We start from the raw sequence: 23,610 nt of genomic DNA on the forward strand, positions 1-23,610 counted from the left end.
AAGAAGGTGGCATATCCTGGGACTTTTTTCCCGTATCATGGAGCGGTGAATAGAAACGTCGAGTCTCCAGGCCTGGTCGTTCGCGTCATGATTGTGGATGACCATGAGATCGTCCGTCGAGGAATCGCGGACATTGTTGATAGGGATCCACGCTTTCAGGTGGTTGCGGAAGCGGGATCTGTTGAGGACGCGCTGCGCCGCGGTGCGATAGTGAGTCCCGACGTGCTGCTTGTTGATCTGCAACTCCCCGATGGTACAGGTATCGACGTGATGAAGGGGTTCAAACAGTTCAACCCTGATGCGAAGCCGATTGTCCTCACGACATTCGACGATGATGCGGCAGTGTCGGAGGCGCTCGATGCCGGAGCACGCGCATACATTCTGAAGACGATTCGCGGAAGCGAGATCAACGATATTATCGCCGCGGTCTCGGAGGGCCGCGTAATGCTCGATGCTGCGACAGTTACCCGGCGCCAAGCTGAGTCCAATGATCCGACAGCGTCACTCACCCCGTCTGAGAGGCGGGTTCTCGACCTCATCGGTGATGGTATGTCGAACCGTGAGATTGGTGAACACCTGGGGATCGCGGAGAAGACCGTGAAAAACCACATCACCTCCCTGCTTTCAAAGATGGGCTTGCAGCGGCGAACCCAGGTTGCTGCCTGGGTTGCCTCGCAGCGTTCGGTACCGTGGCGCCAGGGGAGCGCGGGCTAGCACCTCGGATTAACGAAATGTATATGTTGGGAGCGGATGGTGCTCTGGGGTTAGTACCCCAGACGCACATTGGTTCCCCACGTATACATTTCGCGGCGCGGTGCCTCGGGTAGCTACTCGAGCGGGCTACGCCACACCAATGAGGTTCCCCGTCCCCGCGGACCCGCACCAACCGCAAATGACCCGCCGTGGTTTGTGGCCCGTCGTTGCATGTTTGCAATACCGGAGCTCCTTGACTGGCTCGGGTCGACTCCAGCCCCATCATCAACGATGAGAACCTCGATTTCACCGGTTGGCCCGGCTCCAAAGAGGCTGACTTTCACCTGAGCTGAGTGGGCTCCCGCGTGGCGTGCAATGTTCGTTAGCGACTCGCGGATAACCGCGACAACGTCCTCGGACAACGACTCGTTGACGAGTTCGGGAGCGCGCGTCCTTAGCTGCTGCATCTCTTGCGAGCCCGGCCGAATCTGCACCTCATCAACCTCAAATGTGATCGTTGGTGCGAAGCCCAGGTTTGATCGGGCAACGGTGGCTTCACGTTCTACCGCGTCAACAAGCCCAACTGAGGCGTCCTCGTCCCGCAGGCGATACACGATGTTACGAATCTGGTGCACCGCTTCATCAAGACGTTCCATCGCTTCCTGCAAGCCGTTTTTTGTCTTGCGCGGGGAGAGTCCGGCATCAACCTCTGCCTTAAGCTTCTGCAGGAGCATCCCGGTGGCGAACAGGTGCTGAATCCCCAGGTCGTGCAGGTCACGGCTGATGCGGTCCCGCTCTTCAAATAGCACTGCGAGGTCGTGTGCCTGACGGGAACCGATCAGGTCGAGGGCGAGTGCACCCTGACGGCCGTAAGCCATCGCCAACTGGCGGTCCGAACTGGTGAACGGAAGATCTTGTTCGGCCCGCTCAAGGACTAGGCAGCCCTGCAGGGCTCCCTGTATCTTCAGTGGGACGAAGAGCTGGGGCCCCAGTGGAAGTGTCTCGCCCTCAGTCAATAGTCGCCGTTGCGCTTCGCCAAGGTCGAAAGCGGCCCCAATCAGCGCGGACGCTGCCGCCCCGCCCTCATCCGAAAAGGCGGCTGCGGCCTCACAGAGCCACACACCACCAACCGTCGGCATAAAAACAGCCGCTGACTTCGAGTTGGACGCCGCGAGGGCCTGCTGCGCGAACAGTGTGAGGGCCTCACCGTCGTCATCGTCGGGATCTTCAACCAGTGGCTTCGTGAAAAGGTAGATGGCGTCAAACCACTGCTGTAGTGGGTCTTGCACTATGCGCGCTCCTGTTCTGCTGCCCAACGGTAGTCAGGAACACTGGCAAGCAGCTCCGCGTGGGTGCCGTTTGCACCGACTGTTGCGGACTTTTCCCGGCTGAGGGCGGGGCGTAGAACAATCACCTGATCCGCTCCCTCAAGTCCCGTGAGTCGGTGGGTGACGACCACGAGGCCGCGGTTGGTGCCTCCGCCCTCGAACAATGACTTGAGGACTGAGTCGGCGGTCTGCGCGTCGAGGTGTTCGCCGGGCTCATCCAGAAGGAGTAGACGCGCGGGGGACGCGAGTGCGCGAGCTAGAAGGAGCCTGCGGCGTTCTCCTCCCGATATGGAGGTTGCGCCGACGCCCAGGAGAGTGTCGAGGCCGTTCGGCAGGGAGCCTAGCCAGTCGCTCAGACCGACCTGGCCCAGAAGCACCTTGCTTTCGTCACGAGTCAGGTCACCGCGGGCGACGCGCAGGTTCTCATAGACCGTGGTTGCGAAGACGTGTGCATCTTCAGTTGTGAGTGACACGTTGCGCGTGACTTCGTCGCGGTCGCCACCCCACAGTTCAACCCCATTCAAGTCGGCCTGCCCACCCTTGGGCTCCAGCATGCCCGCCAGCGTATAGAGCAGTGTGGATTTGCCAATCCCTGACGGGCCAACGATTGCCACGACCTTACCGGGGGAGAGGTCTAGGTTCACGCCCTCAAGCGCGGTGGGACGACCCGGCCATCCAACTGCCAGGTCGTGTGCTTGGACTTCTGGCTGGTCAGTTTCGGGGATGCGGTGGGTTGGAGAGGGCTTTGCGTCCTCGGGCCCCAGCAGGTTGTCGATCCGTTCCGCGGCGCGTGCCGAGCGGATGAGTTGGACGGCTGCTGCACCAAGATCCGCGGTGCCCTCAAAGGCCGTGAGCGGGGTGAGGACGAGGACGGCGAGGGCGACGGCTGCGACCAGTCCGGCATTCGTTTCAGGGGTTGCTACAAGCAGAACTCCGACAACGACACCTCCCATCGCAAAACGGTCCAGTGCGGTAGCGAATGCGGCAGGCCGAGCAGCCAGGCCGCGTGCTTTGTCCAATGCTGCTGAAGTGAGCCGCAACCGGGCGAAAGTCGCTCCGAGACGCCCCGACACGGCAAGTTCGTCAGCAGACTCTAAGAGGTCAAGCGTTGTCACGGACAATTGTTGGCGAGCGGCCTGCTCTTCTTTCTCAGCAGCGCGCGCCGAGTGCGCCATGAGAAGCGGAGCCACCACGCCGGAAAGGAGCAGGCCGACGGCAAGCACGATAGCGGCGGGAATGGAAAGGAATGCGAACCCAATAACCGTTCCAACTCCAACGATCGACGCGACTAGGAAGGGAAGAAGAGACTTAACGATGTAATCTCCCACCGCGTCAATATCAGCTCCGATTCTGGCAAGCAGGTCGCCGCGTTGGATTGCTGCGACGCGGTCGATTGGACCATCTGTGAGCGTGTCGTAGATGCGCAGGCGCAGTGAGTCCATTCCTTCGAGGGCGACTTTGTGGCTGGCAATGCGTTGCATATAGCGGAAGAGAGCCCTCATGACACCGAACATGCGCACCGAAGTTGCTGCGACGCTCAAGTAGAGTACGGGTGGCATTTGGGAGGCTCTTGCTATCAGCCAGGCAGACACGGCAGCGAGCCCAATGGCTGAACCCAACCCGGCGACGCCGTAGAGCAGAGAGAGCGCCATACCTCCGGGGCGGAGCCCCAGCATTTTGACGATGCGTCGAAGAGCCTTTCGCTCAGTTCTTGTGAGGAACAGGGTCACTTGCGGACCTCCAGTTCTACGTCGACATCGCCGTCACCGACGGGATTCAGGGCAGCCGGGTCCAGTAGGCCCGGTAGGGTGCCACTCAGATCAGCGAGTTCAAAGTCGTCTTCCAACTGCGGGTACTCCTGGATCTCTTCGTCGGTCGCACCAGCAGATGCAACGTGGAGGACGGTGTCGGCAGCCTGGACCACGGCGTTGCGGTGGGCAATGACAAGGATTGTTGACCCGGATGCTTTCAGTTCGCGAAGCACCGCCACGACCTGCCCTTCGCTCAGCGCATCCAGGTGCGCAGTCGGCTCATCGAGGATGAGCATCGAGGGAGGAGAGACGAGAGTCCTGGTCAGGGCCAGTCGTTGACGTTGACCAACTGATAGTCCCACTCCGCCGGAACCAACCGGTGTATCCCAGCCGGCGGGCAGTGATGCTACGACCTCGTCGAAACCAGTCGCTGCTGCCGCCGCGAGAATATCGGGTCCGGGAGATCCGGAACCACCTGGGGTGGCGGTGCTTATGGCGAGGTCGTCCCCGCGAACATTTTGAAGGACGGTTCCCGGGGTGATGGTGGGGTGCTGGGGAATCCACGCGATCCCTTTCCACCATTCCTCACGGTTGATCGAGCTAATCGGAACGCGTGTGCCGTCCTCGCTGCCGACCAGGATGCTCCCCTTTGTGGCGTTCTCAAAGCCGAGGAGTACTTGTACGGTAGTGGATTTACCCCCTCCGGATGCGCCGACCAGGGCGTTGATCTTCCCGGGTTCAATAGTCCCGTTCAAGTCTGAGGGCGCCCACGCTCCGCGGGCAGCAACAGAGAGGTGCTCTATGGAGATAGGTGTCGTGCCTGCGGGGGCTGGGTGGATATCCCCGTGGGTGGGCTCGTCCTCTTCAAGGATTGTGAAACATTCTTCCGCTGCTGCAACCCCGTTTGTGGAGGCGTGGAACTGGGCTCCAACCTGACGCAAGGGTTCGAAAACCTCGGGTGCCAGCATGATGATAATCAGTCCCACGCCCAGGCTGAGATGCCCACTGACCATTCGCATGCCCACCTGCACGGCGACGAGGGCGACCGACAGGGTTGCCATGAACTCGAGGACGCCACCTGAGAGGAATGCGACCCGGAGCGTCTGCATGGTTGTCTGGGTATTCTGCTTGCTAAGACGCACGAGGTGCGCCCTCGGCCCCTTTTCGCGACCGAGGGCGCGCAGCGTAGGGAGCCCTGTCAAGAGGTCAAGGAGCTGAGCGCCGAGGCGCTCCATTGCGACAAGCTTCTTCTGTGAGAAGCCCTGGGTGAGTCGGCCAATGAGGACCATGAAGATCGGGATCAGCGGGATTACTACCACCGCGATGAGTGCTGACCAGAAGTCCAGCATCAAGATGGTCAGCAATGCCAGGGGAGTGACGGTCAAGGTCAGGAGAAGCTGTGGGAGGAACTTTACAAAGTAGGGTTCCAAGTCGTCGAGGCCGCGCGTCAGCAAGGTGGCGGTCTCGGTTCCGTGGCGTGCCCTCCACCGGGGGCCCAGGCGAACCGCCTTCTTCGTCACTTCGGTTCGCAACGTGTCGATCGCCTGGTCCGCTGCGCGGTGCGCCCGCGACTCGCGGAAGTAGGTGACTAGCGCCCGCGTCACGACGATAAGGAAAAGAACCCCGACGGTCGGCAGAATGTCCTGCAGTGGAGCACCATTGGTGATCACTGGGCTGACAGCGTTGGAGATGGTGAAGGCTTGAAGAATCACCAGTATCGCGGTGACTAGTCCGAGGACAGCTATCTCAACGATGAAGCGTCGGGTTGATCGGGCATATTTGAGGAGTCGGGGGTCAAACGGTTTCACCGGACCATTGTCCCAGGTTTCTTGCCCAATCACGACAGGTGGCCTCTGAGGACGAAGAAGGTCGCTCCCAAACGCGGAGAATGCGGCCCCCGAATACTCGGAGACCGCATTCTTCTGTGCCAACTGTCTAGTGGGCACAGGCACTTTGTGAGCGGGAAGTGTCCCTAGCTAGCCTTGCTTCCCGGTCAGGAAGTTCGACTTGGGGCGGATGCTCTTCGGCAACAAGCCCTGCGTCGCGTAGGTCGACTTCGGGTCGACACGTCCGCGGAACACGTAGTACGACCAAAGGGTATAGCCGATGACTATCGGGACCAGGACAATTGCAACTACCAGCATGACGGTGAGCGTCGGCTGTGTCGAGGAGGCCCAGTCCATGCTGAGTGAGTACTCCGGCGCAATCGACGACTTCATCACGTAGGGGGCCATGGTTGAGAAGACCCATGCCACGGCACTAGCGATTCCAAGTGATGAGAACAGGAATGCCCGTCCCTCATTGCGTGTTGCTGACTGGGAGAACATGGCCGTGAGTACCAGTGACACAGCGGCAACCAGCAGCGGGATCCACGACCATGCGTTTGCGGAGTAGGCCAGCTGACCCCAGATCACCCAAACCGCTCCCATAACGAGAGCAACAATCGAGGCAGGTGCAGAGATCTTTGTGGCCCGCTTCTGGACTTCACCCTCAGTCTTCAAGGAGAGGAACTGGCTTCCCTGAGCGAAGCTAATTGCCACCAGGGTCAGGCCTCCCCACAGGGAGTAGAACGTGAACAGCGACCAGAAGCCGCCGGTCAGATTGAAGGCGATGTTGCCGGTTTCAAGCGCACTGGATACCGCACTGGGCTCAATCGTTGTGACTTGGAGTCGGCCGTCCACAACGGTTGGTGTCTGGGCTTCAATCTTCATGCCAGAAACCAGGTTAGAGAATGCAACACCAAGGATTAGGGGGGCACCGTAGCCAGCGATGACTTGGAATGTGTCCCAGGTGTTGACCCACTTTTGCGACTTGATCTTCGAGCGCCATTCGATTGCAACAATGCGCAGAATTAGCAGAACCAAGAGCAGGAAGAGCGCCATGTACATGCCGGAGAACATGGTGGCATACCACAGTGGGAATGCCGCAAACATCGCGCCACCAGCCGTGAGTAGCCACACCTCATTGCCGTCCCAGTGCGGACCGATGGTACGCACTGTTGCCGTTCTTTCTTCCGGTGTCTTTCCTACGATGCGCAGGAGCATTCCAACACCGAAGTCGAAACCTTCGAGCACCAGGTAGCCGGTCCACAGGACCGCAATCAGCACAAACCAGATAACTACTAGAGCAGTCATTTCAATTGGCTCCTATCAGTATCCGAAGTTGAGGGCTTGAGCAGAGACTTCCTTCTTGCTCTCATCCGAGAAGTCGGAGACCCCTTCTAGGACGTACCTACGCATCAGCCACACCCACACGACACCGAGGGCCAGGTAGAGCACGGTGAAGAGGATCATTGTCGTGAGCATCTGGCCCGCACTTACGGCGGTCGAGATACCCATTGGAGTCAGCTGGTTGACGTCACCGAGCGGATCACCGGCCTGCATTGAAACCAGGTTGGGAACGACTACCCACGGTTGGCGACCCATTTCAGTAAAGATCCAGCCAGTGGCCACCCCGATAAATGGCATTGGAATAGAGAAGATGCCGAACCTACCGAGCCATACGGAGGTGGGGACTCGGTCCTTGCGGATTGCCCACAGACCCCACAGTGCAAGCAGCGCCGAGAACGCGGCTGTGCCAATCATGATTCGGAATGACCAGAAGACTGGCATCTGCGGTGGGATGAAGTTGTACTGAGAAGCGTCGCCGTACTTCTCCACAAACACCTCGTTGGAGTTCATGAGGTCGACCATGCGTTCCTGAACGTCGGCCACGCCCTCGACCGGAGCAGTGAAGGAGTTGGTGGCCATGAACGATGCCACGCCCGGCACAGTGATGACACGCGTTGGCTGTGCGCCGTCGCGGTCTAGAGGGCAGTCTCCGAACATGGCAACAGTGAATGCACCCGCTTCAGTATCCACACAGATTCCCTCGGCAGCGGCCATCTTCGCCGGTTGTATTTCTACCAGCTCTTGTCCCTGGAAGTGTCCTGTTCCAGCGGTGCCAAGCCCACCAATAACTATTACCCAGAGCCCGAAGATCGTGACGGGGCGCCAAACGTTGCGCGCTTGGGCCATTCCGGCCTCACCACCCTGACGTGCGGCTCTTGTCATCCACCACACTGCGATGCCGGTGATGAACGTGCCCGTTAGGAGCCAGGCTGATGTAATCACGTGGCTAAAGGTGAACCAAAGGACTGGGTTGAGAAGCAGTTGGAAGAAGCCACCCACCCCGTCCAGCTCAGCTCGACCCGTAGCAGGGTTGAATATGGTGCCAACCGGGTGCTGCATCCAGGAGTTCGCGGCGAGGATCCACAGAGCTGAGAGATTCACGCCAGCGGTGACAAGCCAAATCATGAGCAGGTGAACGCCCTTTGAGAGCCTGCCCCAGCCGAAGATCCACAAGCCCAGGAAGGTCGATTCAAGGAAGAACGCCAGAAGTGCCTCAATGGCAAGGGGTGCCCCGAAGATGTCGCCGACGTAGCGGGAGTACTCGGACCAGTTCATGCCGAACTGGAACTCTTGCACAATGCCGGTCGCAACGCCTAGGGCGAAGTTAATGAGCAGTAATTTGCCGAAGAAGCGCGTGGCATGCAGCCACGCATCTTTGCCTGTCGCATACCAAAGGGATTGCATGATCGCTACGCAGAGCGATAGTCCAATGGTCAGCGGCACTAGGAAGAAGTGGTAGACAGTCGTAATGCCGAACTGCCACCTTCCTATGGCGACAGTGTCAAGCGCTGCCGATAGGATGTCCATTCATCTGGCCTTTCATCTCAGTCGGGGAAAAGTAATCGGTGAATCACAGCGCACCTCTACACACCCGGTAGACCTAGAAACAAGATCCAACCCAGACTTACGCAGTGGTGACGGCATGTCCCAACCTGAATCTACCGTGTTCCTGGGTCCTCCGCCCTATGTTCTACGTGTTTTCGGGTCACAGGTTGCTTACATTTCGTCAAGCGATCTAAGAAGGACTTGTAGTGGCAATTGATTCTTGGCGCTATTTGTCACTATGTGACGCGCCACAAAGAGATCGGGACGTCGTGCGGTAACATGTGATCGAAGGGCCCCCGGCCACACCGTCGGGTGGAACCAGGTGGATGTTCAGCGCAAATGCGGAGCAACACCGGTAACTGGAAATGGCCCGTTAAGTTTTCCGTCCCACTTGAGGACGAGTTTTTGTTAGCGTGTGGCGCGCTCGGTGTGGGGTTGCGCCGACGCGTGGGAGTAAAAATTGAGTAGCGAAAAAGAGGCGAAGTCAACTTCCCCTCAGACCCCAGCAGCGGCCCTGCTGTTTCAGGCCCCCGAGTTTCAGGCCCCTGCCTTTCAGGCCCCCGAGCGTGTTGAGAAGGTAGCGGAACCCCGGGCCGTGGGTGTCGACAGTGGAGACGCGCGCAGTGAGAGGACACCCTCCAAGCGTGGTGGCTCCCAGACAAAGGGCACCCAAGGCTCTGGACGTAACAAGTCGGCCGATGAGCAAGACGACTCGTCCCGTGGCGGTAAAGCAAAAGGTTCCGCGAAAGCAGAGTCGACATCAGCGGAGGGGCAGCAGCCCGCAAAGCAGGCGCAGAAGAGCAAGCGCCAAGGCGCGCAGGGAGCCAGAAAGAAATCCGATGACAGCTCCGGGGGTGATTCTGCCGAGGTAGAAGAAGGAACCAGCCCGGAGACGCCGCCTTCTGAAGGGGCAAGCGACCAAAGCAGTTCCTCAAGTCGTCGCAGGCGCCGCAGGACTCGCAGTGACGGGGCGGACGCACCTGAGTCGAGTGATGCTGACCAGGTGCAGTCGATCAAAGGGTCGACCAGGCTCGAAGCCAAGCGCATGCGCCGCCGCGAGGGCCGTAAAGAGGGGCGACGCCGTCACTCGATCACTGAGGCGGAGTTTCTTGCACGCCGCGAGTCCGTTGACCGGCAGATGATCGTTCGTCATGAGGAAGGATCTGACCAGGTTGCTGTCCTAGAGGACGGCATCCTCGTTGAACACTTTGTAGCCAGACGCACCAATCAGTCGATTGTTGGCAACATTTACCTGGGTAAAGTACAGAATGTGTTGCCCTCAATGGAAGCCGCATTCATCGATGTGGGACGAGGGCGTAATGCTGTCCTCTACGCGGGCGAAGTCAACTGGGACAGCCTTGGTATGCAGGGAAAGCCACGCCGTATCGAGACTGCTCTTTCCGCGGGTGACAACGTCCTCGTCCAGGTGACGAAGGACCCGATTGGCCACAAAGGCGCGCGTCTCACCAGCCAGATCACTCTGGCAGGCCGCTACTTGGTCCTGGTTCCCGGCTCGACCGTGCTTGGGATAAGTCGCAAACTTCCTGACCCTGAGCGCAACCGCCTGAAGAAGATCCTCAAAGAGGTCGTTCCCGAGGGCACGGGAGTCATTGTGCGAACGGCATCCGAGGGTGCTTCAGAGGAGCAGCTGCGCGACGACGTTGAGCGCCTCACCAAACAGTGGGACAAGATTGAGAAGAAGGTTGCGACCACTCGCAAAGCTCCGGTCCTCTTGCGGGGTGAGCCAGAAATGGTGGTCCGCGTGGTTCGGGACCTCTTTAACGAGGACGTAACGAGACTGACCGTGCAGGGTGAGGAGACGTGGCAGACGGTTCACGAGTATGTCGAAGAGCTGTCCCCTGAGCTTCTTGACCGGCTCGAGAAGTGGACCTCCAAGGACGATGTCTTCGCAGAGAGGGACATCAAAGCCCAGTTGGCAAAGGGGATGGACCGCAAGGTTTGGCTGCCCAGCGGTGGCACTCTCATCATTGAGCGCACCGAGGCGATGACGGTAGTTGACGTCAATACGGGTAAGTTCATCGGCTCTGGGGGCACCCTGGAAGAGACCGTCACCCGGAACAATCTTGAGGCTGCCGAAGAGATCGTGCGGCAGTTGAGGCTTCGCGACATTGGCGGAATCATCATCATCGACTTTGTCGACATGGTTCTGGAGGCGAACCGCGAACTTGTTCTGCGCCGCCTTGTGGAGGCACTTGGTAGGGATAGAACTCGCCACCAGGTCACAGAAATCACGTCGCTCGGCCTCGTCCAAATGACGCGTAAGCGGGTTGGGGAGGGGCTGGTTGAAACCTTCTCAACCACGTGCGAAGTGTGTGAGGGAAGAGGGTTTATTGTCCACGACCACCCGGTTGAGGATAGTGGCGCTGGTGCGTCCCACCCCCGACACAAGCAGTCTCAAGGTGGGAACTCTCGTGGTGACGACCGACGAGGGCGAGAGCGTCATTCGGACGAACGTGGCCAGCAGGCTCAAAGTGATAGCCACGTAGGTGACAAGAAGGTCAAGTCAGCCCTCACGGCCATCGCGGCAGCAACTGCGGCTAGCTCAGTTGCAACAGAGACGGAACCGGTGGCGTCGGCTGCCAGCAAGCCTAAATCTGAGCACACCGAACGGGAGACGCCCAAGCGCGAGGCTACGAAGCGTGAGACGCCCAAGCGCGAGGAGCCTAAGAGAGAACCTGCGAAGCGAGAGCCAGCACCATCTGAGAAGGCTGTCCCAGCCTCTGTTAACGACATTGTTCTTCCGACTCAACACAGTGTTTCCAAGGTTGTGACTCGTCCTGTGCGGCGCAGAGCCGTTGTCACTGGACCCTTGGACCCGGGGAAAACAAAGGCCGCATCAGCTAGCAAGGAACAGTCTGTCAGTAAGGAAGAGTCGGCCAGGGCGGCGGTTCGCGACCTCCTCGAGAAGTGACAATGCCCCGTAGTTCGGCGGTTTCTGGTCAACGTGCCGAACTACACACTGCAAATTGGGCCGAAACGGCCCCTCAAGGTTGCCCGTGAATGCGGGTTTCAGTTAGATTTACTAGTCGGCGCTTATGCGTCGATTTGAAGATTTTTTCCGACAAGAGATGAGCAAAACGTGGTCTACGCGATCGTGAAGGCTGGCGGCCATCAGGACAAAGTGGCTGTTGGCGACGTTGTCGTAATCGACAAGGTTGTGGCTGAAGTTGGAGAGACCGTTGAGCTTGAGCCAGTCATGATTGTTGACGGCGAAACCGCTCTGGTCGGCTCTGACAAGCTTGCTGGCAAGACCGTCAAGGCAGAGATTATTGGTGACGCAAAGGGTCCGAAGATCCGCATCATCAAGTACAAGAACAAGACCGGCTACCGTAAGCGCCTTGGTCACCGTCAACCGCTGACTGTGGTTGAGATCAAGGAAATCGGCTAACCGCCGATCGGGATATTAGGGAGCTAGAAAATGGCATCAAAGAAGGGCGTTGGCTCTACTCGTAACGGCCGCGACTCGAATGCTCAGCGCCTGGGCGTGAAGCGTTTTGGTGGCCAGTACGTTTCGGCAGGCGAAATCATCGTCCGTCAGCGTGGCACTAAGTACCACCCCGGCCACAATGTTGGTCGTGGCAAGGACGACACCCTGTTTGCCCTGATCGACGGAAACGTTGAGTTCGGCAACATTCATGGGCGTCGCGCCATCAGCGTTGTTGAAGCAGCCGCATAAGGCTGGTATCACACATACTGATTACAGCGAGGGGGGCATCCGCGCAGCGGGTGTCCTCTTTTGCTACCTAGAGTGAGGGAAGATGATGGCGGATTTTGTTGATCGCGCAAAGATCAATGTGATTGCTGGTAACGGTGGTCACGGCGTTGCTTCCGTGCACCGGGAGAAGTTTAAGCCTCTGGGCGGTCCCGATGGTGGAAACGGGGGACGCGGGGGGTCCGTGATTGTTCGTGCGGATGACCAGGTCACCACCTTGCTTACTTATCATCACAAACCACACCACAAGGCGCTGAATGGCACTCAGGGTGCCGGGGCTTTGCGTCACGGGAAGAATGCACAAGACTTGGTACTGACAGTTCCCGCTGGAACTGTCGTTAAGTCCGCGCAAGGGGAGATTCTTGCTGACCTTTCAGCGCTGGGTGATGAGATTGTTGTTGCCGAGGGCGGGCGCGGGGGACTGGGCAATGCTGCGCTGGCTAACAGGGCCCGGCGTGCACCGGGTTTCGCCCTGCTTGGCGAACCGGGTGAGGAAGCGGATGTCGTTCTTGAACTGAAGTCGATCGCGGATGTCGCCCTCGTCGGCTATCCGTCAGCAGGTAAGTCATCCTTGATTGCAGCCATGTCGGCTGCGCGACCTAAGATCGCCGACTATCCCTTCACCACCCTGGTGCCAAACCTCGGAGTTGTTGATGCGGGCGGTCAGCGATACACGATCGCGGATGTGCCGGGCCTGATTCCGGGCGCTTCGGAGGGGAAGGGCCTGGGACTCGACTTTCTGCGACACATCGAGCGATGCTCGGTGATTGCCCACGTTATCGACACGGCTTCATTCGAGGTCGAGCGGGACCCGCTACGGGACCTGGACACGATTGAAGCGGAACTTGCTGCTTACCAGGGCGACCTCGGCGAAATTGAGGGCTATGTTCCCATGGCGGAGCGTCCTCGCGTGGTGATTCTTAACAAGATTGACATCCCAGATGGTCGGGAGTTGGCGGATATGGTTCGCGATGACCTCGAGGCGCGCGGTGTGCCGGTGTTTGAGGTTTCGGCCGTCTCCCATGAGGGCCTGAAGGAACTCTCTTTCGCCCTAGCCGCGATCGTGGAAGAAAACCGCGTTGCGGAAGAGGCCCGCGAAGAGGCACGCGTTGTCATCCGTCCTCGAGCAGTGGGTTCGTCAGATTCAATTACCGTGAAGAAGATCCAGTTCCGTGGCGAGTCCGTCTATCAGGTACGAGGACGCAAGCCGGAACTGTGGGTCAAGCAGACCAACTTCGGAAATGATGAGGCAGTGGGGTACCTGGCGGACCGCCTCGCTTCCGCCGGGGTTGAGGACGAACTGCTCAAAGCGGGCGCTATGCCAGGCGACCCGGTTGTGATTGGTGAGGTAGAGGGCGGTTTGGTGTTTGACTGGGAGCCCTCTGTCTCCACTGGTGCCGAACTGCTGGCGGGCCGCGGTGAGGATCCACGCCTTTACGAGCGCACCCGTTCAACAAGCCGCGAGCGCCGCGCTGCCTACCTGGAGTCCATGGACGGGAAAGAACGGGCCCGCCAGGAGCTCCGTGATGAGGCTGCGCAGGGTCTTTGGACCGACCCGGGTGAGACTGACTAGGCTCCGGCCATCGGACTAGATCGAAGATGTCGGGGGAGAACGTATGAGTGGAGTGACTGTTGGTGCGGGCGTGGGTGCCATGAAGCGGAGGCGTCGCATAGGAATCATGGGCGGGACATTTGATCCGATCCATCACGGTCACCTTGTCGCTGCATCTGAGGTGATGAATCGTTTCGGGCTGGAACAGGTCGTATTTGTCCCAACCTTGACGCAACCGTTCAAGACGGAGAGGGAGACCGCGGCACCCGAACACCGGTATCTGATGACGGTGATCGCAACGGCCTCGAACAACCGCTTTACCGTGTCTCGCGTGGATATTGACCGCGGTGGACTTACCTACACGTACGAAACACTGCGAGACCTTCGCGAGCAAGAGCCGGACGTCGACTGGTACTTCATCACCGGAGCGGATGCTCTGCATGACATTTTGAACTGGAAGCACGTCGACGAATTGTTTGAGTCCGCGCACTTCATCGGTGTGTCGCGTCCGGGCCATGTCCTGGATGTCGGTGGCCTGCCGGAGGACAAGGTTGATCTGGTGGAGGTCCCGGCAATGGCGATCTCTTCGAGCGACTGCCGCCGGCGAGTCGCAACGGGGGAGCCCATTTGGTATTTGGTGCCTGATGGCGTGGTGCAGTACATCGACAAGTACGGACTGTACAAGTAGTTTTAAGAACAGATAGCAGCCGAAATGGTTGTGTGAAGCACCTTGAAGAGGAGATTGATGACCCTGACTGAGCAGACCACGGAACTACTCAATACTGCGGCGCGCGCCGCTGCCGACGCCCTGGGAGAGGACTTGGTCGCTATCGATGTGACCGGAACCCTGCCATTCAGCGACGTGTTCTTGATTGTCACCGCAGACAACCCCCGTCACCTACGCGGTGTGAAGTCTGGGATCGAGGACGATGTGTATGCGGCACTGGGTCGTAGCCCGCGCGTTGAGGGGAATGAGGCGTCTGAGTGGTTACTGCTCGACTACGGCGACGTAGCGGTCCACATTTTCCAGCGCGAGGCCCGCGACTTCTATGCCCTCGACAAACTGTGGAATCAGGCACCACGCGTCAACATCACCGAGGTGCAGGCAACGCGGTAGGCCGGCGTCAGCGGCTCTGCGTCATGCACGCTCAGCTCTCTGTTGCCGGGCTGCTGTGTCCGGGCGCACGTCCTTCAGATTTGCCGACGTAACTTGCCCCCGCGTATAGTTGAGCCTTGTTCGGGGCTATGGCGCAGTTGGTAGCGCGCTTCCATGGCATGGAAGAGGTCAGGGGTTCGAATCCCCTTAGCTCCACAAGTGAAGACGTACTAGAACACCTGACATCGCTAGAAGTTGATGTTGGTGCGAGGGCGGCGAACGGCTCGGAGAGCCGGATCGTCGCCCTTTCGTCTTCGCTGATCTCGATCCCGTCAGTGAGCGCCTGGTTGGCGAGTCGTTTGCCATGGTCGTTGGTGCGGGCGTAGAGCATTGCGCAGTCGACCAGGAAGCCGAGGGCCGTGCTGAGTTGTTTGCGTGCTCCGGTGTGGTGGTCGTGCTCGCTGGCGAGGCGGCGGTCGATGTCGGCGAGCCCGGTGCGGATGCGGTCTTGGTGGCGCTTCAGGGTCTCTAGGTCGATGGCGTCGGCGAAGTGCGCGGCCAGGAGCTTGTCGCTCTCGTTCTGAAGTCGCTGACGGTTCTCGGTCAGCTCGGCCAGCTCCTGGGAGCGGGAGGCGAGGCGTTCATCGAACGCGGCCTCGACCTGTGCGGCCAGGGCGGTGTACTCGTCCTCGGTGATCGCGATGTCTTGGTAGCAGTCGGCGACGAGTTGCTCGGCGACGCCGATGGGCACGGCTCGGCGGGTGCAGGTCTTGCGTTTGGAGGCCCGCCCGGAGCAGACGTAGTAGCCGTAGCGGACGCCTTGCTTGTTGGCCGGGTAGTCCAGTTGCATCCGTGACCCGCACGATCCGCAGTACAGGGTGCCTTTGAGGTAGTGGTCGTGGGAGCGTCGCCGTTCGGAGGCGATCTTGCGGGAGTCGAGGAGTCGCTGGACGTGCTGCCAGGTGTCGATGTCGATGAGTGGTTCGTGGGTGCCGGGCTGTTCGGCGCCCTTGTAGCGGACGATGCCGATGTAGTAGGGGTTGCGTAGGATCTTGAAGAATCCTGATCGTGCCATTGGCCCGGAGGGGCGCTTGGGGGTGGGCACGGTGGTCAGGCCGCGTGCGGTGACCTCGGCGAGTAGGTCGACGACGGTGCGATCGCCGGTGGCGTACTGCTCGAACACCCACCGGATGAGCGGTGCGCGTTCGGGGTCGATCTCCACGGTGCGGTACTCGCGGCCCTGTTCGTCACGTTTGCGGACGTTGAGGTAGCCGATGGGGGCACGCATCGGAGTACCGCCGGTCTCGAACTTCTGGTTCAGGCCCTTGGTGACCTCGGTGGCGAGGTTCTTGGAGTAGAACTCCGCGATGGACGACATGATCCCGTGCAGCAGCATCCCCGATGGCGTCTCATCGATGTTCTCCGTCGCCGAAACCAACGTCACCCCGGCTTCGACGAGGCGGCGGTGGATCTCGACGTCATCTACCCGGTTGCGGGCGAGGCGGTCGACCTTGTGGACGATGCAGTAGCTGACCTGATGGGTCGCGATGTACTCGAGCATCCGTTGCAGGTCGGGCCGGTCAGCAGAGCGGGCGGATTCTCCGGCGTCGACGAACTCCGCCACGACCCGCGCGCCGAGAGACTCGGCTTTGCGGGCGTTGGCCTCACGTTGGGCGGGGATCGAGAATCCCTCATCGCGTCCGCCCTTGGCTGCTTGTTCCTTGGTTGAGACCCGCTGGTAGGTGACTGCCGTGAACACGGGGGCGGAGTCGGTCTCAGGATGTCGGGCGAGGAGTGTCATCGTGATTTGTTCCTTGCTCATCTACCGGGGCAGATGGTGATGCGTCATGGATGTTCGGAGTGTCGATTCGGCGCTGGCGTTCATCGAGTTCGTGGGCGTGGAGTTCGTCGGCGAGGTGCAGCACGAGGTCGACCAGACGGGCGCGATCAGGTATGGAGCGCACGCGAGTTTCGGCCGAGATACGCCGACCCGTGTTCGTTTTCCGGTAGTGCCTCATGCCCTACAGGTGCGCTCGGTGCCTGCTGGCGCAGGTGGTCGTGCTTGCGTTCACGGCGGCGGACGGTGATGAGTCTGGCGGCTGTGATGGGGCCGTTGATGAGGAACTTGAAGGCGTTGATGATGCACAGCAGCACGATCAGGTGCAGCCAGCCCGGGCCACCATCGGCGATGAGAGTGGTGCACCAGTAGGCGACGGCGAAGTAGCCGACTGAGAGCAGCATGGCCGGGATGCCCCAGCGCAGCCCTCGCCTGGTGCGCAGGGCGTCGAGCAGAATGTTGGTGGGCATCCAGATCCGCATGAACGTGCGGATGCGGGTGCTGGTGTTCCAGATCAGTCGGAGCATGACGGAGTCCTCCCAAGCGGCGACGCCTTGATGGGATGGACTGACCTGGGCGGGTGCCCGGCTCGTCATGCCGTCTCCACGGAGGGTGACGGCCTAGCTGATGTGATGTCGCCTGTGCCCTTGATTCTACCGGGTCAGCTGACGCTCGGGAAGGGCATGTTCGTGCGGTCGAGCTCTGTGGCTCGACCCCACGAGTGTTCTTCGTCGGCTCAGGCGAGTTCGCCGGTGTCAGGGTTGAGGCCGGCGTAGAAGTCGTGTTCGATCTGGCGGCGGCGTTCAACGTCGGCGATAACGAACGCTACGAAGTCCTCGTCACGGTTCTCGATGGGGGTGTCTTCGATGGGTGCGGCTTCGTCCTCGCCGGGCCAGATCGTCTGGCGAGTGGGCCTGTCCCGGTCGAGCCGCGTGCCGCTGGCGGCGACCCAATCGCGCAGTCGTTGTCTGGTGTCGGCGAAGTCGCGATGCCAGCCGATCGGGGCGGAACCGTTCTGCTGTGGATCGAAGGCGTTGAGCCAGTGGGTGTGGAGCGCGGAGAGTTCCCAGTGCAGCTCGGGGTGACGGTGCCACATCGGAGGAATCACCGACGTGGGCAACCCGTAGGTGGTGCGCAGCCAGTTCACCCACTGGTTCAGTTCCAACCATGCATGCTCTGCCTCATCAGCGGTGAGGAGGTTCCAGTTGATCGGGCCGGGCGGTTCCTCCAGCACCGGTCCGAGGTCACCGTGCATCTCAGGCATCGATGCGGGGTCGAGATCGGGGTCTGGCCTGTCGTCGGGCTCTTCGCTTGGTGCGCGAGTGTGATCGCTCATGGTCTGCTCCCGGTTCAGCGGCCAAGCGGCGCGGGCTCGCGGGCCTGCGAGGACTGCTCGGGCCGTTCGAATGCCTGGCTGCAGTCAGCGCTGGGCGCGTCTCGTCCCGGGCCGGGGCGTGATTCGCGCTCGATGCTCAGCCGTGTGCTGACGGGGTTCGGGGTGAGGGTGTCGGCGCGGAACTCTTCGCGTTCGGCCCCGGTGGTGGGGTCGGTGAATTTCTCGAACCGTCCGGTGGCGATGAAGTCGTCGCCCTTCTTGAACAGTTCAATCCCTACTTCGGCGGCCTTGTAGCGCACCGCGAGGTCGTGGAACGTCCGGTCGGTCTTGGTGAAGGTGCCGTCATCTTCGCGTCGCCAATGGTCGACGCCGACGCGGGCGTAGAACCTCGGGGTGCCGGTCTTCTCGCTGTGGGTCAGTCGCGGGTCACCGGCGATGTGACCGACCATGATCGTGCCGTTCTTGATCCCCATCACGCATCCTCCTGTTCGCGTCGCACCGCCTTTCTTCGGCTGGTGTGACGGGAAGGTGCGCTCAGAGTCCACGTGGGGAAAGGTCACGCGATTCGCCACCAGCGGTGGCGAACGCTCCGGTGGTGCTCGGGGTCCGGGCCGGGTCGGCTCGCACACCGAGCGCCCCCCGGTGCGCTCGCACCGTCTCCACCGTCAGCCCGCTCGGAGGGCCCTGCGGTGCGGGTTCGGGCGGTGCAGCGTGGTCGATGTCTTCTTGCATCGCGGCCAGCTGGGTCTCGATTCGGGAGAGGTCGTTCTCTGCGTCTGCGAGGGCCCTTGTGTGGCGGAAGGGCTGTCCGATGCGTTGCTGGGCGTCGTCGCGTTCGTGCTCGGCGCTGGTCAGGTCGTCGCGGGCTTGATCCAGGAGCGCGGGGATGCCGGAGGCGCGGTTCTCGATGCGCTGGATCAGCCCGATGCCGCCGTCGAGGAACGATTGGCGGGTCATGGTGAATCCGCTGCGTGGGACTGCGTCGAGTCTGACGGTCACCATCGGTTCAGCTCCGAGTGCCGGACTGGTCGAGACGGTGACGTCGAAGCCGCTGATCTTGCCGATGGCACCGTAGTCGCGGGTGGCGTAGCGGGGTGCCCATTTCAGGTCGGAGTCGTGCGCCCAGGACGCGAGCGCGTGGGCCGCGTCAGCGCGGGAAGTGTAGGTGTGACCGCGCAGCTCGATGCGGAACTTCTCACCCGAGGTATCGGTGACACGCGGCAGCACCGCTTCGAGGGCTTCGATGTCGGACGCAGCGCGACGTGCGTGATCGCTGGCTCGTTCGCGGGCATGGGCGAGCATCGACTCGTTGCGATGGTAGGCGCGCTCCAAGCGACGCAGCCGTTGCACTTCGGTGTGCACGGTGGAGTGCTCCAGTAGCAAAGGGTTCCCGCTGGAGATGGCTTTGGCTTCTGCGGCCGAGAGCGCGGATGAGTCGATTTCCTCGATGTCGCGGGAGTTGAGGCTGCCGCGCATGAGCTGCGCGATGAATGTGGCTTTGCGTTCGACGCCCTGCCACATGTAGGAGTCGAACGACCGCTCGGTGACGAAGCGGACAATGCCGACCTCGGGATTTTGGTTGCCTTGGCGCAGAATGCGGCCCTCACGCTGGGCAATATCGGACGGTCTCCACGGGCAGTCCAGGTGATACAAGGCGACGGCGCGGTTCTGGACGTTGGTGCCGACGCCCATCTTCTCGGTCGAGCCCATCAGCACCGCGACGTGCCCGGCGCGGGCGGCGGCGAACAACCGGGCCTTGTCCACGTCGGTCTTGGCCTCGTGCATGTACCGGATCGACTCAGCAGGCATCCCGCGTGCGACCAGTTGCGCCCGGAGTTCGTCATAGGCGTTCCACCGGGTCGGGTTCGGGGTACCGATGTCGGAGAACACCAACTGCAACGCCCCGCGCACGGGCGATTCCTGTCCGGTGATCGGGTCGAGGTAGATGTTGTCTTTGGCCTGTTCCCAGACCCGGTGGATGCTGTCGGCGGCCAGATCGACTTTGGTCGGCCCCGAGGGGTCACGAGGGGCGATCATGCGAATGTCGAGCGCGGCCTTGCGCCCATCGGTCGAGATGGTGAGCATGTTGTCTTCGCTCGGCGACACCGCCCGGGCCGCGACCTTCTCAGCGCGGGTGCCGAGGGTCTCGATGAACTGTTCCAGCTCGACCGTGGGCTGGATCGCCACCGTTGCCGGTGCCCGCCTGCCGTCGTCGCGTTCGGCGATGTCGGGGATCGGGAGTTGCAGATCCTCGGCGGTCTTCACGTCGGCGAAAACTGACCAGAGTTTCAGCATCTCGGGCACGTTCTGGAACTTCGCAAACCTTGTCTTCATGCGGAACGTGTTGTTGCCGGTGGGGGCCATCTCCATCTGCGTGACGGTCTGCCCGAACGTCGCCGCCCACGCATCGAACGCCCCGATCCCGGCAGTCTCCAGCAAGTCCGGGCGTAGGTACTTCTGCATCACGAACGCCTCCGTGACCGAGTTCGAGATCGGTGTCGCGGTCGCGCCGGTGACGACTCGCTCTCTGCCTTGGGAGCGCAGGTATTCGAGCTTCATGTGCAGATCGCTGGCCCGATTGGAGCCCTCGATCGCAGCGTCAGCGATGTTGGAGTCGGTGGCCAGGTTCTTGTACATGTGCATCTCGTCGACGACCACGTAGTCGATGCCGGTGTCCTCTAAGCACACCCCGGCATCTCGGCTGGTGTCGACGCGGGCTTTGACCTTGTTCTCCAGCTGGAGCAGCTTGCGCTGGATACGCTTGACGCTCATCGCGTTCTCACCCGTCGCGGTGGCGAGCACTTCCCGCATCTCGTCAACCTGGGCTTGGATGTACGCCTGCTGAGTCTCCTGACGGAGCGGGATCTTCTCGAACGCGCCCTGCGTCATTAGGACGCCATCCCACTCGTTCGCCGAGGCCCGTGCGACGAACAGGCGGCGCTTGTCGGCGGTGAGGTCTTTGGACGAGGCGGCGAGAATCCGGGCCTGCGGATAGATTTGTAGCCATTCGCGGGAGAACTGTTCGAGCATGTGGTTTGGGATCACCAGGACCGGTTTGTCGATTAGCCCCATGCGGCGCATCTCCATCACGCCCATGATCATTTCCGCTGTCTTGCCCGCTCCGACCTCGTGGAACAGTCCGGCGGAGGGTTCGGCGATCATCCTGGCGACCGCCGAGCGTTGGTGCGGGCGAGGGGTGAAGTTCTCCGCCAGCCCCGGCAGGCTCAGGTACTCGCCCGCGTCGGTGTAATCCCTGAGCACGATGGAGTTGAAGCGCCGGTTGTACTCGGTCACGAGGGTGTGGGCGCGTTCGGGGTCTTCGAATACCCACTCGGAGAACCGCTCTTGCAGGGCGTCGGCTTTCTCCTGCGCGGCGGTGGTCTCCAGCGGGTTGAGCACGCGACGCTTCTTGCCCTCGACGTCCTCGATCTCGTCGTAGACAAGCAGGGTGCGCTGTTCCATGATCGCCTGGGCGATATCGGGAGCGGGGCGGCGTTCGGTGCCCCATTCGCTGGTGGACATGAGCCCTTGGCGGCCTCCGCGTACTTCCCACATGCCCGGCAGCGGGTTCTCCACGTTCACGTCGCTGGTGCGCAGCAACTCGTTCAGGAACTGCGCGTGAACCTCGGCGCTGATCCACACTGCGCCCATGCGGGCGCTGATCTCCTGTACCCCGAGCGCTTCGGGCACGACCTCGGTCAGCGCGTCCACGTTCGCCTGAAACTCGGCGTCGTCGGCAGTGCGTGTCGTGGCCTGCTCCAGTTTCACGCGCACATCGCCGGAGAGGTACGCCGGGGCGTGGATGAGTTCGTCAGTGACCGGATCGGTGAACACCAGCCCGGTCAGCGAGGCGCGTGCCTCAGCCTCGTCCATGCCGAGCATGTCCGCGATCAGCGGCAGATCAATTCTGCCGGTGCGGTCAAGGCTCACCGCGATCGCATCAGCGGGCGTGTCGACGCCCTGGGTCTCGGTGCGCGGGGAGACGACCCGGCGTGTCATGATCGCCGCCGGGGTTGCGGTCTGGTCGGTGTCGTCGAACTGCTCCAGGGCGAGCACGAGCGCACCGAACGGGTCAGAGCGCAGCAGCCTGATCGGGGTCGGCACCGTGCGGGCGTAGGTGTCTTCCCCGGCATCGTTGGTGCGTCCGGTGCGGCGCAACGTGTAGCGGTTCAGCGGCCCGTACCTGCCGACATACTTGCGGTAGTCGCGGTGCAGACCCCCGCGTGCCGCGTTGATCTCGTCGGCATCATCGACGGTCGCGGCCTCCAGTTCGAGCAGCCGGTGCGCGCCGTCGCGCAACCCCAGCAGGGCGCGCAGCTCCGCGCCAGCCGACTTCGGCACCTCCAGCGGTTCAACGGCACCGGCGGCGACGGTCCCGAACCCGGTGCCGGTGGCGACGATGCTGCCATCCCACAACTGCGGCGGCGACGGCACACGGGCGGCCTGCCGCGCCTGATGCTCCGCCGTAGGCGCGGTGAACGTCAGCCCGGTGCGGCGGGCGCTGAACGTGACCTGATCGAGCACGTCAGCCAGGTCTGCTTCCAGCCGGTCGAGGTCGCCGGCGACGGTGAGCGCCGGGCCGTACATGCCGTGCCCGATACCCAGAGTGCCGAGCACATGCTCGGGGTGGGCGTCGAAATAGGCGTTGATCTTGGCCGTCTGCCCGTCCATGTTGATCGGAGTGACCGTCTCCCACAAGCCGTCATCGGCGGTCGGCTGCCCGTCCTCGCGGCGGCGCAGGATGAGCAGATCGGTCACCACCTCGGTGCCCGCCGTGCGCCGATGCGCCCCGGCGGGGAGCCTGACCGCGCCCACGAGGTCGGCAAGCATCGCCATCTCACGGCGCGCGCCCGGGTTCTGCGCGTCCATCGTGTACTGCGACGTGAGTACGGCGACCATCCCGCCCGGCCTGACGAGCCGGAGGGATTTCAGGATGAAGTAGTTGTGCATCGACTGCCGGGTCGGGTTGTGCACCGGGTCGTGCAAGGTCACATCCGAGAACGGCACGTTCCCGATCACCGCGTCGAACGACCCCTCGGGCAGACGGGTGTCCGCGAACGACTCGTTCCGCAACTCGGCGTGCGGATACAGCGCCCTACTGATAGTTGCGGTCACCGGGTCGAGTTCCACCCCGGTCATGCGCGCCTGCTCGGGGGCCATGCCGAGGAAGGTGCCCAGCCCGGAGCCGGGCTCCAATACGCGGCCTTCGGTGAAGTCGAGCGCAGTCAGGGTCCGCCACATCTGCCGCACGATCAACGGGTCGGTGTAGTGCGCGTTGATCGTCGTGCGCGCGGCGGCATCCCATTCGTCCGGGGTGAGCAGGCTCCGCAGCTGCTCGCGCTCCGTGTTCCAGTCCTGCTTGAACTCGTCGAAAACCTCGGGCACCGCGCCCCAGCTCGACCAGCGCGCAAGCGTCTGCTGCTCGTCGGCTGTGGCCGGGCGTTCCTGCTCGGCAAGAAGTCGGGCAGTCTCGGCGGCGGCCAGGTTCGCGTGGAAGCGGGCTTTCGCGCCCGAGGGGGCCAGATCGTCGTGCGTGGCGGGCACGAACCGCAAGACCGGCGCGGCAGAC

18 protein-coding genes, 1 tRNA gene and 1 pseudogene are annotated in these 23,610 nt (G+C 61.6%); 10 read left to right on the top strand and 10 right to left on the bottom strand.

Annotation, left to right across the window (positions count from 1 at the left end):
* Window positions 1–87: 87 nt before the first annotated feature.
* Window positions 88–714 carry a response regulator transcription factor gene (locus IDL90_RS00445; protein WP_182142703.1) on the top strand — a complete coding sequence of 209 codons (627 nt, stop codon included), beginning with the start codon at window positions 88–90 and terminating at the stop codon, window positions 712–714.
* Between the two features lie 113 nt (window positions 715–827).
* Here the strand turns inward: IDL90_RS00445 and IDL90_RS11630 are convergent, their stop codons facing one another.
* From IDL90_RS11630 to IDL90_RS00470, 5 genes are read right to left on the bottom strand one after another with little or no spacing between them, the layout of a single operon-like run.
* Window positions 828–1,982 (bottom strand): histidine kinase, encoded by a 1,155-nt coding sequence (locus tag IDL90_RS11630; RefSeq protein ID WP_187993957.1) that lies wholly within the window; start codon window positions 1,980–1,982, stop codon window positions 828–830.
* The gene (gene cydC, locus IDL90_RS00455) at window positions 1,982–3,751 is read right to left on the bottom strand and encodes a thiol reductant ABC exporter subunit CydC (protein ID WP_187993958.1); all 1,770 of its coding nucleotides are present in this window, start codon (window positions 3,749–3,751) and stop codon (window positions 1,982–1,984) included. Before cydC ends, IDL90_RS11630 begins: the two co-directional genes overlap by 1 nt.
* Window positions 3,748–5,718: a thiol reductant ABC exporter subunit CydD gene (gene cydD / locus IDL90_RS00460; protein ID WP_316930254.1), complete on the bottom strand. Its 1,971-nt coding sequence runs from the start codon at window positions 5,716–5,718 to the stop codon at window positions 3,748–3,750. The genes cydC and cydD overlap by 4 nt, the downstream gene beginning before the upstream one ends.
* A 30-nt stretch (window positions 5,719–5,748) precedes the next feature.
* On the bottom strand, window positions 5,749–6,906 hold the full coding sequence (gene cydB / locus IDL90_RS00465) for a cytochrome d ubiquinol oxidase subunit II (protein ID WP_187993959.1): 1,158 nt from the start codon (window positions 6,904–6,906) through the stop codon (window positions 5,749–5,751).
* Window positions 6,907–6,921: 15 nt separating this feature from the next.
* A complete protein-coding gene (locus tag IDL90_RS00470; protein WP_187993960.1) occupies window positions 6,922–8,469 on the bottom strand; it encodes a cytochrome ubiquinol oxidase subunit I in 1,548 nt (515 codons plus the stop codon).
* 478 nt (window positions 8,470–8,947) lie between these two features.
* On the opposite strand from IDL90_RS00470, the gene IDL90_RS00475 reads away from it, so the two are divergent.
* From IDL90_RS00475 to IDL90_RS11350, 9 genes are all read left to right on the top strand, one after another.
* On the top strand, window positions 8,948–11,419 hold the full coding sequence (locus IDL90_RS00475; protein ID WP_187993961.1) for an Rne/Rng family ribonuclease: 2,472 nt from the start codon (window positions 8,948–8,950) through the stop codon (window positions 11,417–11,419).
* Window positions 11,420–11,587: 168 nt separating this feature from the next.
* Window positions 11,588–11,896: a 50S ribosomal protein L21 gene (gene rplU / locus IDL90_RS00480; RefSeq protein WP_182140969.1), complete on the top strand. Its 309-nt coding sequence runs from the start codon at window positions 11,588–11,590 to the stop codon at window positions 11,894–11,896.
* A 30-nt stretch (window positions 11,897–11,926) separates the two neighbouring features.
* Window positions 11,927–12,184, top strand: a complete 258-nt coding sequence (rpmA, locus tag IDL90_RS00485) for a 50S ribosomal protein L27 (RefSeq protein ID WP_182140968.1) — start codon at window positions 11,927–11,929, stop codon at window positions 12,182–12,184.
* 85 nt (window positions 12,185–12,269) lie between these two features.
* Window positions 12,270–13,793 carry a GTPase ObgE gene (obgE, locus tag IDL90_RS00490; protein ID WP_187994284.1) on the top strand — a complete coding sequence of 508 codons (1,524 nt, stop codon included), beginning with the start codon at window positions 12,270–12,272 and terminating at the stop codon, window positions 13,791–13,793.
* A gap of 43 nt (window positions 13,794–13,836) precedes the next feature.
* Window positions 13,837–14,460, top strand: a complete 624-nt coding sequence (gene nadD, locus IDL90_RS00495; RefSeq protein ID WP_187993962.1) for a nicotinate-nucleotide adenylyltransferase — start codon at window positions 13,837–13,839, stop codon at window positions 14,458–14,460.
* Window positions 14,461–14,517: 57 nt separating this feature from the next.
* Window positions 14,518–14,889, top strand: a complete 372-nt coding sequence (gene rsfS, locus IDL90_RS00500; RefSeq protein WP_187993963.1) for a ribosome silencing factor — start codon at window positions 14,518–14,520, stop codon at window positions 14,887–14,889.
* A gap of 122 nt (window positions 14,890–15,011) precedes the next feature.
* Window positions 15,012–15,084, top strand: a tRNA-Ala gene (locus IDL90_RS00505).
* A 148-nt stretch (window positions 15,085–15,232) separates the two neighbouring features.
* Window positions 15,233–15,400, top strand: coding sequence for a hypothetical protein (locus tag IDL90_RS11245; RefSeq protein ID WP_223175089.1), 168 nt, complete (start codon window positions 15,233–15,235; stop codon window positions 15,398–15,400).
* Window positions 15,401–15,418: 18 nt separating this feature from the next.
* A complete protein-coding gene (locus tag IDL90_RS11350; RefSeq protein ID WP_262508933.1) occupies window positions 15,419–15,724 on the top strand; it encodes a hypothetical protein in 306 nt (101 codons plus the stop codon).
* On the opposite strand, the pseudogene IDL90_RS11765 reads toward IDL90_RS11350, so the two are convergent.
* From IDL90_RS11765 to IDL90_RS00530, 5 genes and pseudogenes are all read right to left on the bottom strand, one after another.
* Window positions 15,644–16,690 (bottom strand): annotated as a pseudogene (locus IDL90_RS11765) (recombinase family protein); the annotation flags it as partial. The gene IDL90_RS11350 and the pseudogene IDL90_RS11765 overlap by 81 nt on opposite strands.
* Window positions 16,691–16,815: 125 nt before the next feature.
* Window positions 16,816–17,232 carry a sulfate permease gene (locus IDL90_RS00515; RefSeq protein WP_187993964.1) on the bottom strand — a complete coding sequence of 139 codons (417 nt, stop codon included), beginning with the start codon at window positions 17,230–17,232 and terminating at the stop codon, window positions 16,816–16,818.
* Between the two features lie 209 nt (window positions 17,233–17,441).
* A complete protein-coding gene (locus IDL90_RS00520; RefSeq protein ID WP_187993965.1) occupies window positions 17,442–18,041 on the bottom strand; it encodes a hypothetical protein in 600 nt (199 codons plus the stop codon).
* Between the two features lie 14 nt (window positions 18,042–18,055).
* Window positions 18,056–18,514 (bottom strand): single-stranded DNA-binding protein, encoded by a 459-nt coding sequence (locus IDL90_RS00525; protein WP_187993966.1) that lies wholly within the window; start codon window positions 18,512–18,514, stop codon window positions 18,056–18,058.
* Between the two features lie 61 nt (window positions 18,515–18,575).
* Complete coding sequence (locus IDL90_RS00530; protein ID WP_187993967.1) at window positions 18,576–23,594, bottom strand: helicase; 5,019 nt, start codon at window positions 23,592–23,594, stop codon at window positions 18,576–18,578.
* Window positions 23,595–23,610: the final 16 nt, after the last annotated feature.

This window comes from Schaalia sp. JY-X159 (assembly GCF_014525425.1).
Lineage (GTDB): Bacteria > Actinomycetota > Actinomycetes > Actinomycetales > Actinomycetaceae > Scrofimicrobium.

What these genes read in the sequence shown, in the direction of transcription:
- IDL90_RS00445 (WP_182142703.1), top strand. Translation starts at nt 88, where the DNA reads ATGATTGTGGATGACCATGAGATCGTCCGTCGAGGAATCGCGGACATT.
- cydB (WP_187993959.1), bottom strand. Translation starts at nt 6,906, where the DNA reads ATGACTGCTCTAGTAGTTATCTGGTTTGTGCTGATTGCGGTCCTGTGG.
- IDL90_RS00470 (WP_187993960.1), bottom strand. Translation starts at nt 8,469, where the DNA reads ATGGACATCCTATCGGCAGCGCTTGACACTGTCGCCATAGGAAGGTGG.
- rpmA (WP_182140968.1), top strand. Translation starts at nt 11,927, where the DNA reads ATGGCATCAAAGAAGGGCGTTGGCTCTACTCGTAACGGCCGCGACTCG.
- obgE (WP_187994284.1), top strand. Translation starts at nt 12,270, where the DNA reads ATGGCGGATTTTGTTGATCGCGCAAAGATCAATGTGATTGCTGGTAAC.
- nadD (WP_187993962.1), top strand. Translation starts at nt 13,837, where the DNA reads ATGAGTGGAGTGACTGTTGGTGCGGGCGTGGGTGCCATGAAGCGGAGG.
- rsfS (WP_187993963.1), top strand. Translation starts at nt 14,518, where the DNA reads ATGACCCTGACTGAGCAGACCACGGAACTACTCAATACTGCGGCGCGC.
- IDL90_RS11245 (WP_223175089.1), top strand. Translation starts at nt 15,233, where the DNA reads ATGGTCGTTGGTGCGGGCGTAGAGCATTGCGCAGTCGACCAGGAAGCC.
- IDL90_RS00515 (WP_187993964.1), bottom strand. Translation starts at nt 17,232, where the DNA reads ATGCTCCGACTGATCTGGAACACCAGCACCCGCATCCGCACGTTCATG.
- IDL90_RS00520 (WP_187993965.1), bottom strand. Translation starts at nt 18,041, where the DNA reads ATGAGCGATCACACTCGCGCACCAAGCGAAGAGCCCGACGACAGGCCA.
- IDL90_RS00525 (WP_187993966.1), bottom strand. Translation starts at nt 18,514, where the DNA reads ATGGGGATCAAGAACGGCACGATCATGGTCGGTCACATCGCCGGTGAC.